This is a genomic window from Streptomyces flavofungini (assembly GCF_014650815.1).
Classification (GTDB): Bacteria; Actinomycetota; Actinomycetes; order Streptomycetales; family Streptomycetaceae; genus Streptomyces; species Streptomyces flavofungini.
Window position 1 is genome coordinate 70,073 of sequence record NZ_BMVR01000021.1, and the last position, 11,711, is coordinate 81,783.

8 protein-coding genes are annotated in these 11,711 nt (G+C 73.5%); 1 reads left to right on the forward strand and 7 read right to left on the reverse strand.

Annotated features, from left to right (window positions below; translation table 11 throughout):
• Positions 1 to 4 precede the first annotated feature (4 nt).
• From IE274_RS36150 to IE274_RS36165, 4 genes are all read right to left on the reverse strand, one after another.
• The gene (locus IE274_RS36150; protein WP_190120182.1) at positions 5 to 1,513 is read right to left on the reverse strand and encodes a sensor histidine kinase; all 1,509 of its coding nucleotides are present in this window, start codon (positions 1,511 to 1,513) and stop codon (positions 5 to 7) included.
• On the reverse strand, positions 1,510 to 2,208 hold the full coding sequence (locus tag IE274_RS36155) for a response regulator transcription factor (protein WP_190120183.1): 699 nt from the start codon (positions 2,206 to 2,208) through the stop codon (positions 1,510 to 1,512). The genes IE274_RS36150 and IE274_RS36155 overlap by 4 nt, the downstream gene beginning before the upstream one ends.
• A gap of 196 nt (positions 2,209 to 2,404) precedes the next feature.
• Positions 2,405 to 3,562 (reverse strand): acyltransferase family protein, encoded by a 1,158-nt coding sequence (locus tag IE274_RS36160; RefSeq protein ID WP_372447258.1) that lies wholly within the window; start codon positions 3,560 to 3,562, stop codon positions 2,405 to 2,407.
• Positions 3,563 to 3,689: 127 nt separating this feature from the next.
• On the reverse strand, positions 3,690 to 4,514 hold the full coding sequence (locus IE274_RS36165) for an SGNH/GDSL hydrolase family protein (protein WP_190120185.1): 825 nt from the start codon (positions 4,512 to 4,514) through the stop codon (positions 3,690 to 3,692).
• A 224-nt stretch (positions 4,515 to 4,738) separates the two neighbouring features.
• On the opposite strand from IE274_RS36165, the gene IE274_RS36170 reads away from it, so the two are divergent.
• Positions 4,739 to 5,206 carry a nitroreductase family deazaflavin-dependent oxidoreductase gene (locus tag IE274_RS36170; RefSeq protein ID WP_190120186.1) on the forward strand — a complete coding sequence of 156 codons (468 nt, stop codon included), beginning with the start codon at positions 4,739 to 4,741 and terminating at the stop codon, positions 5,204 to 5,206.
• A 20-nt stretch (positions 5,207 to 5,226) separates the two neighbouring features.
• Here the strand turns inward: IE274_RS36170 and IE274_RS36175 are convergent, their stop codons facing one another.
• From IE274_RS36175 to IE274_RS40160, 3 genes are all read right to left on the reverse strand, one after another.
• Entirely contained in the window at positions 5,227 to 8,181 is a 2,955-nt protein-coding gene (locus IE274_RS36175) for a trypsin-like peptidase domain-containing protein (protein WP_190120187.1), read from the reverse strand.
• Complete coding sequence (locus tag IE274_RS36180; RefSeq protein ID WP_190120188.1) at positions 8,171 to 8,482, reverse strand: trypco2 family protein; 312 nt, start codon at positions 8,480 to 8,482, stop codon at positions 8,171 to 8,173. Before IE274_RS36180 ends, IE274_RS36175 begins: the two co-directional genes overlap by 11 nt.
• Before the next feature lie 195 nt (positions 8,483 to 8,677).
• Positions 8,678 to 11,590 (reverse strand): helix-turn-helix transcriptional regulator, encoded by a 2,913-nt coding sequence (locus tag IE274_RS40160; RefSeq protein WP_190120189.1) that lies wholly within the window; start codon positions 11,588 to 11,590, stop codon positions 8,678 to 8,680.
• Between the last annotated feature and the right edge of the window lie 121 nt (positions 11,591 to 11,711).

Consider the following 11,711-nt stretch of genomic DNA (forward strand, 5'->3'; position numbering starts at 1 on the left):
CTCACTACTGATCCTCCTGCCGGAGCGCGCGCGGGATGGTGAGGGTGAACACCGCGCCGCCGCCCGGGCGGTTGGCGGCGACGAGGGTGCCGTGGTGAAGTCGTACGTTCTCCCTCGCGATGGCGAGGCCGAGACCGCTGCCCTCGGATCGGACGCGCGCGGCGTCCGCCTTGTAGAAGCGGTCGAAGACGTGCGGCAGCACCTCGTCGGGGATGCCGGGTCCTTCGTCGGCGACGTCGATCACCAGGAACTCCCGCGTGGCGGTCGCCCGGACGGTGACGGGAGCGGCGCCGTGGCGCAGCGCGTTGCCGATCAGGTTGGCGAGGACGACGTCGATGCGCCGCGCGTCCACCCGGATCCGCGGGTCCTCGTCGGGCAGCTCCGTGACCACCTCGTCCGGCTCGCGCCAGCCGCGCAGTTGGAGCGTCTTGTGGACGACGGTGCCGAGCCGCACGTCGTCCAGGCGCAGCACGGCCGCGCCCGCGTCGAAGCGGGAGATCTCCATCAGGTCCTCGACCATGGCGGTCAGCTTGCGGGTCTCGCCGCTGACGAGCAGCACCGCCTCCGCGGTGTCCGGGGGCAGCGTGTCGGAGCGGGCGTCCTCGTCGAGGGCGTCCGTGACGGCCGCCATCGCGGCGAGCGGGGTCCGCAGTTCGTGCGACACGTCGGCGGCGAACCGGCGGGCGTTGGCCTCCATCCGCCGCAGCTCGGCGTCGTCCCGCTCCAGCGTGGCCGCCATGGTGTTGAACGTGCCGGTCAGCGAGGCGAGTTCGTCCTTGCCGACGACGTCGAGGCGCGTGCCCAGGGCGCCCGAGGTGATCTTCTCGGCGGCCGTACGCAACCGGCGTACCGGACGCAGCACCCGGCGGGCCGCGAACAGGGCGGGTACGACGGCGACGGCGAGGGCCGGGACGGCACCCGCCCAGGCGGCGGTGATCAGGGCGGAGATGTCGGCTCGTTCGCCCTTCAGGGAGAGCACGGCGTAGGCGACGAGGCCCGACGGCTTCTCCGCGGCTTCGCCCTGGCCGGTGCTCTTGCCCTTGCCCTGGTCGGTCCCCTTGCCCTGGTCGGTTTCCTTGCCGACGCCGGTGTAGCTCACCGGCATGCCGATCAGCAGGCGCGGGCCGTCGTCGTGCTCCACGCGCTCGTAGAAGGTGGCATCGCCGCTCCTGGTCGCGTCGCGCAGGGAGCCGCTGATGCCGCCCGCGGTGCCGATGAGCGGCCCGCCGTCGCGGGAGACAGCCGTGTGCCAGGCGCGCGAGCCCGAGGCCCGGTCGAGCTGGCGCGCGAAGGTGCGCAGGTCCGTGTCGGTGGGGTCGGGCGGCAGGTTCGGGGCGAGCGAGTCGATCTGGAGGCGCAGATCGTGGACGGCGCTGTTCTGGGTGCGGTCCAGGATCGCGCTGCGGGCCTGCCGGAAGGTGAGCGCGGCGGTGATCAGCGCGCTGAGCGCGGCGACGAGGACGAAGGCGACGACCAGGCGCGGGCGCAGGCCGCGGGGCAGGGCGAGCTTCATGCGGGCAGCGGCCCGAAGCGGTAGCCGAAGCCGCGCACCGTCTGGACGTACACCGGACTGCGCGGGTCCTCCTCGACCTTGGCGCGCAGGCGCATCACACAGGCGTCGACCAGGCGGGCGTCCCCGTAGTAGCTGTGCTCCCAGATGTCCTCCAGCAACTGCTGGCGGCTGAAGGTCCGCTCCGGGGCGGCACTGAGGAAGAGCAGCAGCTTCAACTCGGAGGGGGCGAGCGGGAGTTCCTCGCCCCGCTTGCGGACGATCAGTGCGTCGCGGTCGATTTCGAGTTCGCCCACTCGGGTGGGTCCGGCGCCGGGTGCGGTGGCGGGCTGGGCGGGGGCGACGCGGCGCAGCACCGCGCGCATCCGGGCCTCGATGACCGCGGCCCCGGCGGGCTTGACCACGTAGTCGTCGGCGCCCGCCTCCAGGCCGATCACGACGTCCATGTCGTCGCCGCGTGCGGAGAGGATGACGAGGGGGACCCGGCTGGTCTCGCGGATGCGGTGGCACACGTCCAGGCCGCTCATGCCGGGGAGCATCAGGTCGAGGAGCACGAGGTCCGGCTTGAAGGCCGCCAGTGCCTCCAGGCCGTCCTCGCCGGTGCCGACCGCCTCGGTCTCGTGCCCGTTGCGGGACAGGCCCAGGACGACACCGCGGCGCACGGCCGGATCGTCCTCGATCAGCAGGACACGGGTCATACAGGGGTCCTTCCACGGTGGGCGGGTTTCCCGGCCTCGGGTGGGCCATCCGGTGGATCGCCCAATGTACGGGCGGGTGGGAGGCGGGGCGTGCGCGGCTTGGCGCGGGCGGCGCGGCTCGGCGCGAGCCGCACGGCTCGGCGCTGCTTGCCGACGCGTACCGCTGGGCTCTTCCTAGGCGTGGGCTTCCTGGGCGTCACCGCAACTGATCGACGTCGACCGTCCCCGCCCCCGTCACCGGCTCCGGCACCGCCGCCCACAGCACGACTCCCGCCACGGCAGGCGCGACCACCGCGATCCATCCCCGCCCGCCCCGGGCCCACCCCGCCCGCGCCCGCACCGGATCCTCGACGAACCGCGTCGTCACCGCGGCGGCCACCAGCGAAACCCCGATGGCGACGGCGGTCCCGCCCGGGCCCCCCAGCGCCGAAAGCCTCGGCAACAGCAGCAGGTACACCGGCCAGTGCCACAGATACAGGCTGTACGAGAGCTTGCCCAGGCCGCGTGGCAGGCGGCTGCCCGCGATCCGGGCCGCCCAGGTGCCCGGCACCCGGGCCATCAGGACGATCAACACGGCCGCGGCCAGCGAGTGGACGAAGAGCCCGCCCTCAAAGAGCAGGGGCGCCTTCTCGCCCTCGGTCACCGCCCACGCCACGGCGAGGCCGCAGGCCAGGGCCAGGCACACCAGGTCGGCCGCACGGCGCGGCACCCGGCGCGCGAGGTCGCGTACCGGCGCGGTGGCCACGAGCGCGCCGAGCAGCAGGGCCGCGGCGCGGGTGTCGGTGCCCTCGTAGGCGCGGGTGGTGTCCACCGCGGCGCCGAGCGACACGGTCAGGGCGAGGGAGACCAGGGCGCCCGCCCCGGCGAGCGAGGCCACGATCCGCTCGCCGAACCGGCCCCGGGCGGCCACCGCCACCACCAGCGGCCAGGCCAGATAGAACTGCCACTCCACACCGATGCTCCACAGGTGGGCGAAGACGCGGGTGTCGGAGGCGTTCCAGTAGCCGACCTGCTCGGCGATGTAGTGCCAGTTCACCGCCTGGGCCCCGACCCAGGGCAGGTCGTCGAGCGCGAAGCGGAGCTGCGCCGTGCTCCCCCACGCCCACGTGGCCAGCACGGTCACGACCACCACGCAGCAGAGGGCGGGCAGCAGCCGCCGGGCCCGGCGGACCCAGAACGCGGCCAGGGGGATCCGGCCGCGCCCCGTCGCCTCGCCGAGCAGCAGCCCGGTGATCAGGAATCCGGAGAGCACGAAGAACAGGTCGACGCCGAGGAACCCGCCGTTCAGGTACCCGGCGTGGAAGAGCAGGACGGCGACGACCGCGAAGCCGCGCAGCCCGTCGAGGGCGGCGATATGGGCACGGCCCACGCCACTGGGGCGCGCCGCACGGTGCCGACCCGGCACCGTGCGGTCCTGCGCGGTCGTGGGCGTGGGCGCTGGCAACGGACGACGCGCGGGCATGGGGTCGGTGGCCGTTCCGTCACGCGGCACAGCGAAGGTTGCCGTAGCGCTTGTCGCCGGTCCAGGACTTCTGCGCCCAGGAGTCCACGGACGCCGGCGTGAACTTCTCCTGCTTGCCCAGCGTCCCGGTGAACCACCTGGCGAAGGCGGCCGCGCCCTGCTGGCAGTTGTGGATCCCGTCCGGGGCACGCAGCGCCTCCTGCGCCGCGTGGTCGGTGCCCCACACCTGCGAGGCGTCGAAGAACGCCGCCGCGCCACCGCTCTTCCCGGCGACTTCCGCGGCCACCTTGGGGGCGGTGCGCATCTGGGCCTCGTGCGGCTTGTAGAACCCGTCGATCTTGATGGGCGGGGGCGCCACGAACACCAGCTTGGCCCCGGCGTCCTCGACCGTGCCGACGGCCTTCTCGTAGGCGGCCCGCTGCCGCGCCGGGCTGCCCCAGTCGTACGTCGTGACCTGGTAGGCGACCACGGTGGGGCGGAACGACTTGATGTCCTTGGCCAGTTGCTTCCAGGTGTCGCCGGAGATCATCTGCGTGATCTTCTCGCCGCTGTCGACGATCGTGCCCCCGCCGTCCGAGGAGGAGTCCTTGAACTCCACCCCACTGGCCTTCAGGGCCGCACCCAGGGCGGGGGCCTCGGCACCCGCGATGGAGTCGCCCAGCCACAGCACCTTCGTGTCGGTGCTCGCCGTCGCCCTGCTCTTCCCCTCGTCCCTGGTGCCGGAGTCCTTCCCCCCGCATCCGACCAGGGCGAGGCCGAGCGCGGCGACGGCGGCGACCCCGCTCAAGGCGTGGCGGGCCGAGCGGCGGGAGGAACGGGTACGGAACGTGCGCTTGCTGTTCATGCCTCCCAGCACAACAGCCCCCGAGTGCCCGACCGTCCGCCGTCATCGTTTGCTCATACTCCGGGCAAGGAGCGCTCATAAAGGCCGCCGCCCGCCCCGGGGCACGTGCGGTCGGCACCCGCTCGGAAGAAATAACACGCGCCCCCTGTTACCCCAGTGGTCGACGGGTCGACGAAGGCAAGCCCTAGCAGGAGCCGAAGGCAAGCGACGACGAAGGGACCACGATGCCTGTTGAGAGCGAGTACGAGCCGAGTCCGGTGCACTGGGTGCGCGAGCAGGTCGAGCTGTACGAGAGTTCGGACGGTGCGCAGGGCGGAACGCTGCGGGACACCGGTCTGCCCATCGTGGTCGCCACGACGCGCGGCGTGCGCAGCGGCAAGATCCGCAAGATCCCGCTGATGCGCGTGGAGCACGAGGGGCGGTACGCGGCCGTCGCCTCGAACGGCGGCGTCCCGACCCACCCGGTGTGGTACTACAACATCAAGGCCGACCCGCACGTGAAGCTCCAGGACGGGGCCGTACGCCAGGACATGACGGCCCGTGAGGTCACCGGGGACGAGAAGGCCGCGTGGTGGGAACGCGCGGTCGCCGCGTATCCGCCGTACGCCGAGTACCAGGAGAAGGCCGACCGTGAGATCCCCGTCTTCGTACTGGAGCCCGTGCCCGCCGAAGGGCCGGACGGCCCCGCCTGACCTCCCGCCACCGCGCGAGCTCAGCCCGCCAGTCGGCGGGCGTGGTCGGCGAGCCAGGCGGGGGCGATGACCTCGGCGTTGCCGTCGAGTGCGGCAGCCCCTCGCGTCAGGGACTCGGCGGCGGACCGTGGGTCGTCGGGGCAGGCGCGGGCGGCCGCGGCCAGGGAACGGGCCGCGGCGGCTTGGGTCGCTCCGGCGATCTCCAGAGCGGTCGAGGCGCGGTCGGCGGTCGTGGCGCACTCCTCCAGACGGTCGTCGCACCAGAACGCCCAGGCGAGGTTGAACAGGCAGACGCCTTCGGCCCGGGGGTTCTCCATGCACGAAGCCTCGTGCCGGGCCTCTTCGAGGACCGAGGCTGCCTGAGCCGCGTCGTCGAGAGCCAGCAGAGCGATGCCCCTGGCGTTCAACGCGTAGGCGATCGCCTCCTGGCTGCCCGCGGCACGGTAGGCGCGGGCCGTCTCGGCGCCCGCGTCGGCGGTCTCCCGCCAGCGGCCCAGCGTGAGCAGGGCGATGGTGCGCGCGTTGCCCGCGCGGGCGGTCGTGAGCGGGTCGCCGCTCGCCTCGGCCCTCGCGCCCAGTTGGTCGGCGCAGGTCAGCGCACGCTCGCCGTCGCCGAGGTAACTGTGCGCGAGGCTGGCGGAGAGCAGCGCGTGCACTTCGCGCTCGGTGTCGCCGAGTTCACGGGCCAGCTCGGTGGCACGGGCCAGCGAGGCGACGGTGGCCGCCAGATCGCCGAGCTGCCGGTGGGCGTCCCCGAGGCCGAACAGCGCGTTCTGGAGCGCGGGCCGGTCGCCGAGACTCTCGGCGAGGGTCACCGCTTCGGCGAACAGCTCGGCCGCCTGCCTCATCGGTCCCGCGCTGAGCCGGGCATGTCCATACGCGACGGTGTGCGCGAGACGTACCCGCTCGTCACCGATGTGGCCGTCGACGTCATGGTGCATCTTGACCGCGGCGAGCACCGAGCCGTGCCAGACGAGCCATTCGCTGATGTCGCACAGCACGCGTGCGGCGGCGTCGTGGTCACCGGCCCGCACGAGGTGGTCGAACCGGCGCCGGTGCGGCTCGATGTCCTCCAGTGTCCGCCAGGTGCCCTGGGGCCGGGCCTGGCGCGCGTACCAGGATGCGATCTCTCGTTCCACTGCTTGCCTCCCGAGGGGTCCGTGCCAGGGCATCCGTGCGCAGGCTATGTCGGCGTCCAGAGGGTGCAGGGCGACCGTGCGGCTCGCCCGGTCCAGGGAGACGAGATGCGCGCGCACCAGGGACGTGAGGACAGGGGACGCGGGCAGATCCGGGTCGAGGCCGTGCAGGATCTCTTCGACCGCGCTCGGCGCAGCGGGGGCGCGCAGCGCGGCCAGGACGCCGAGGACGGCACGCGCCGGTTCGTCGAGCTGCTTGTAGCGATCCTGGGCGAGGTCCGCGACGACGTTCTCGCGGCGGGTGAAGTCCTCGAGTACGTCCCGCAGGCTGGGCAGCAGCTCCGTTTCGTCGGCGAGCACACCGACGAGGAGTTCCAGCGCGCGGGGGACGCCGTGCACGCGGACCGCGGCGTGCAGCAGTTCGTCGTCGGACAGGCCGGCGATGCCGAGGCTTCCGTCGCGGTCGAGTTCGCGCAGCAGCGCCGCTGCCTCAGCGGGCATCAGGCCCTCGGAGAGTTCCACGTGGGCGGCGAAGCGACGCAGTTCGGGCGCGAGGCGCACCGGTTCCTGGCTGGTGACCAGGAGGCGCAGCGGGGCTCGGGGAGCCCGGAACAGCCAGTCGAGGAAGACGGCCAGCTCCTCGTCGGCGATGGTGCAGTCGTCATGGAGCAGGTCCTCCAGGTTGTCCATGAGGATGACGATCAGCCGGTCGCCCATGGCCGCGAGCAGTGCGTCGAGCCGGTCCTGTGTCGTCCCGTCGGCGGCCCAGACCGTGCGCAGGTGTGCTTCCCGCTCGGAGCCGAGCAGCTGGGCGCAGCCGAAGTAGAGGCGTTCCAGGGAGATCCCGGACGTACGGGTGGAGAGGTTCACCAGGCCGGACGGCTGCGGACCCGGGGTGGGGCCGGGCCATTCACCTCGGTCGAGGAGATCCATGACCTTCGCGGCGAGCGCGCTCTTGCCGATACCGCGCCGTCCGATGACGGTCACCATCCGGATGGTGGGATCGCTCAAGTGGCGGGCGATCTCGTCGCGTTCGCGGGTGCGGTTCTTGAACAGCTCGATGCCGTACGCGACGGGGACTCCGACCACTCGGACGGCAGCGGGCTCCTCGTCGCCCGAGTCCCCGGGCAGGGCGAGGGGCAGGTCCTCGGGGTCGGCGAGCCCCAACAGCCGGGCGAGCTCTGCGCGGACTGCGGCGCCGAGCCTGCGCAACGCGTAGTCGAGGCGGACAGCGGTGAGCCGACGCGGGCCTTCCGGGCGGTGGTGTTCGGCGACCACGCCGATGATGGTGCCGCCTGCCCACACCGCGGCGCCGGACATGCCCGCCCACGGCGATGTGGCGGGGTCGGGATCGGCATCGGCCGGTTTCACGGTCATTTCCAGCGTGCCGGTACGGAGATTGGACAAGGCCGCCACGGTCCCGTCCGCCTGGTGCAGCTCACGGAAGTACGCACCGTCACGGTGGCGCCGCTTCCACAGCGGGAATCCGACGGCGTGCACGCCGACCACGCCGTGCCGGTCGTCGGCGATGCGCCCGAAACGAGCCGGGTCGGTGACCGGGAGACCTCCCGCAGGTGGCACAACGGTCAGCACGGCGAGGTCGGTGTCCTCATGCGCCCAGGTCACGGCCGCCGGCGCCGACCATTCGCCAGGGCGGTCGGCGCAGCACCGCACGACCGTCCTGGTCGCGTCGGCGACCACATGGGCGGCGGTCAGTACGCTGCCGGAGGAGATCAGATAGCCGGAACCGCGCCGCCCGCCGCTTCCGGTTTCGACGATGATCTCGGCGATCCGCCGCGGGTCGATCCCGGGCCCGGGGTCCGCGGCCTCAGCGCTCATCGGGCAGCTCGGCGTCCGAGATCAGCGCGGGCCGGTCGGGTGCGTCGGCACGCACCGGCTGGAGGGTGAGCGTGATCCGCTGGGTGGCGGTGTGCGCGGAGCGCGCGGAGTGGTGGACGTCGAACACCCAGAACCGCACCTTGGCGCCGGGCTCCTTGCTGCGTTCCACGCCCACGGTGAGTTCGAGTTCGAGCTTCTCGGCCTGGAACCGAATTCCTTCGCCGTCCCCGTCGGCCATGGCCCGGCCCAACGCGGCGCGCAACTGGGCGATCATGACCTCCAGTTCCACCGCGTCGTCCACGCTCAGCTCCCCGTCTCGTAGGCACCGACCGGCGACCGGCCCCACCGGCCACACGCTCGCTGAGCATACCTACGGACCGTCAACTGCGCGCCGAGCAGCCTGGCTTGCCAGCGACGGGGAGGAGCTCCCGCGATCCTAGGCGAGCGAGTCGTGGGCTCTGGGAGGGAGGGGGCGTGGGCCGGTCCTCGGCGAGCGTTACTGCGTCGTACGCAGGAGTTGGGATCGGGACGTCACGCCGAGCTTGGGGAAGGCCTTGTAGAGGTGGTAGCCGACGGTGCGGGGGCTGAGGAAGAGGCGGGCGCCGATCTCTCCGTTGCTCAGGCCCTGGGCCGCCAGGCGTACGACCTGTTGTTCGCGGACGGTGAGGGCGGCGTGGTCGGAGGTCCTGGCGGGGGCGGCGGCCTGGGCGGACCGGTCGCCCGCCGCGGCCAGTTCCATGCGGGCCAGCTGGGCCCAGGGCCTCGCGCCGATCCGGTGCAACTGGATCTCGGCCAGGCGCAGTTGCTCGCGGGCGAGTTTGATGCGACGGTCGCGCCGCAGCCGTTCGCCGTACAGGAGACGGGTGCGGCCCGCCTCGAAGGGTGAGGTGTCGGCCTTTTCGAGGGCGGTGGTGAAGAGCTCCTCGGCCCGGTCTCCCTGGGCGAGCAGGGCCTGGCAGCGCAGCCGGGCGGCGAGCAGGTGCGGTCCGTCGTGTGCCTGTGGACCGCCCAGGCGGCGCAACGCCTCCTCGGCACGCTGGTGCTGGCCCGCCCGGGTGGCGGCCTCCACGTAGTCGGGGAGGACCAGTCGGCGCAGCATGAAGTGTGGGGCCGCGCCGCCCGGGCTGCAGACTTCGCCGAGGGCTTGAGCGGCGTGTCCGGGGCGGCGTTCGGCCAGGCCGTTCAGGCCGAGGGCCCAGTGGGCGAGCGTCACCGCGCTGGCGATGCGGCGCGGCACGGCGACGTCGAGGCACTCCCGGGCCAGGATCTGGCAGCGGGCGCTGTCGCCCTGGGCGGCGGCCATCCAGGCGAGCATGGCGCGCAGATGGCTCGCGGCGCCGAGCTGGCCGGTCTCCTGGGCGAGGGCGAGCGCCTCGCTGCCCTGGGCGGTGGCCTCGAGCCAGGGTCCGGTGACCAGTTGGAGGGCGACGAGGGGGGCCAGGGACATGGGCAGGGCGCCGACCGCGCCGTGGCGGCGCAGGGTGCCCACGGCCCGCTCCAGGTCGTCGCGCCAGGACAGGGTGGCGTTCAGGAGGTGGGGCAGGAAGGTCGGGGGCCACACCCAGGGGTGCGGGTCGTCGGGGTCGAGCCAGGTCTCGGGGATACGGGCGCCGCGCACGTCGGCGGCGCCCTCCGGGCTAGCGGGCCCGAGCTCCGTGGTGGAGTCGGTGGCGAGGCCGCTGAGGTAGCGCAGGTGGGAGACGAAGGCGTCGTGGGGGGCGCTCGCGGCGAGGGCGGCCTCTGCGGGGGCGCCCGGTGCGGCGGCGCCCGGCGCGGTGCCATCCAGTCGAGCGGCGCCGGGTGCGATGCCGTCCAGTCCAGCGGCGCCCGCACCGGTGCCGTCCACACCGGTGCCGTCCACTCCAGCGGCGTCCACACCGGCGGCGTCCGCCGCCGCCAGGTCGTCCAGGACCCCGGCGATCTGCGCCAGCCGTCCGGGGTCGTCGGCGACCCACGCGGCGCGGGCTGCCATGGCCAGGGACTCGCGGGCGAGGTGCGGGTCGGTGTCCTGGACGAGGGCGGCGCCTTCGAGGAGGGTCGCGCAGGCCCTGGCCGGGTCGCTGGAGGCGTGCGCGATGGCGCCGCGCACCCGCATGAGGCGGGCCCGCAGGGTGGGGTGGTCGGCCAGCGGCTCGGCCTCGGTGAGCAGGGCGTGGGCCTGGGTGGTTTCGGCGGCGGTCCAGGCGCAGTCGGCGGCATCGATGAGCAGGTGGGCGCGCAGGCGGCTGGACGGCGCGAGGTCGGCGGCGCGGCGCAGCGCCCTGGTGGCGGTGGCGACGCCGCCCGTGTCCCGGACCCGGTCGGCGAGGTCGGCCAGGAGGTGGCAGACCTGGCCGTCGGGGGCCATCGCGGCGGCGGCCCGGTGCCAGACGTGGCGGTCGTCGCCGGGGTCGAGGGCCTCGGCCAGGGCGATGTGGGCGGCGCGGCGGTGGTTGAGGGGGGTGCCCTGGTAGAAGGCGGAGCGGACCAGGGGGTGGCGGAAGTGCAGGCGGTGCTGGTCGAGGTCGAGCAGTCCGGCGCTCTCCGCGGCGCCGAGTTCGTCCATGGCCCGGTCGGTGTCCTCGGCGGCGCGCAGGATGACGGCCAGGTCGCCGTCGCCCTCGGTCGCGGCGAGGACGAGGGCGTTGCCGGGCCGGGCGAGCAGGCCGTGGACGCGGTGCCGGTAGAGGCGCTGCAGGCGTTCGGTGAGCGGGAGTTCCTCGGGCAGGACCGCGGCGCCGTCGAGCTGGGGGCGGCTGAGGGCGCGCGGGAGTTCGGCCAGGGCGAGGGGGTTGCCGTGGGCCTCGCGCAGCAGCCGGTCGCGGGTGACGGGGGCGGCCGCCGGGAGGTGGTGGGTGAGCAGGGTGCGGGCGGCGGACGTGTCCAGCGGGCCCACGCGCAGTTCGGGCAGGCCCGGTGCGGCGAAGGGGCGGATGCCGTCCCGGGCGGCGAAGACGATGCCGACGGCTTCCGCGCCCAGGCGGCGGGCGACGAACCGCAGGGCGTCCGCGGAGGGGGTGTCGAGCCATTGCGCGTCGTCGATCAGGACGAGCAGCGGGTTGCCGCGGGAGGCCTCGGACAGGAGGGTCAGCGCGCCGAGGGCGACCAGAAACCGGTCGGCGGGGGCGCTCTGCAGGCCGAAGGCCGAACGCAGGGCGGCGCTCTGGGGCGGCGGCAGCCGGTCCGCGTCGGGGAGCAGGGGCAGCAGCAACTGGTGCAGGGCGGCGAAGGAGAGCTCGGTCTCGCTCTCGACGCCGACCGCGGTCAGTACCTGCACCTCCGGGTTCAGGGTGTTCCGCAGGTGCTGCAGCAGCGCGCTCTTGCCGATCCCGGCCACCCCTCGGACGACGAGGGACCCGCTGCTCCCCTCGTTCAACGCGGCGGCGATGCGCCCGAGTTTGTGCTGTTCCCGCTCCCGACCGACGAACATGCCAGATTGCCCTCCGCTGTGACCGCCCCCATCGACTGATGCATTGACTGATGCTCCGCGATCTATCCCGTCCGTATGACGGATGGCCGAAGGTATATGCCACCAACTGGGGGAATTTTTA

Excerpts from the sequence above, each read along its gene's own strand:
- IE274_RS40160 (WP_190120189.1), bottom strand. The coding sequence starts at position 11,590 with ATGTTCGTCGGTCGGGAGCGGGAACAGCACAAACTCGGGCGCATCGCC.
- IE274_RS36150 (WP_190120182.1), bottom strand. The coding sequence starts at position 1,513 with ATGAAGCTCGCCCTGCCCCGCGGCCTGCGCCCGCGCCTGGTCGTCGCC.
- IE274_RS36165 (WP_190120185.1), bottom strand. The coding sequence starts at position 4,514 with ATGAACAGCAAGCGCACGTTCCGTACCCGTTCCTCCCGCCGCTCGGCC.
- IE274_RS36175 (WP_190120187.1), bottom strand. The coding sequence starts at position 8,181 with ATGAGCGCTGAGGCCGCGGACCCCGGGCCCGGGATCGACCCGCGGCGG.
- IE274_RS36155 (WP_190120183.1), bottom strand. The coding sequence starts at position 2,208 with ATGACCCGTGTCCTGCTGATCGAGGACGATCCGGCCGTGCGCCGCGGT.
- IE274_RS36170 (WP_190120186.1), top strand. The coding sequence starts at position 4,739 with ATGCCTGTTGAGAGCGAGTACGAGCCGAGTCCGGTGCACTGGGTGCGC.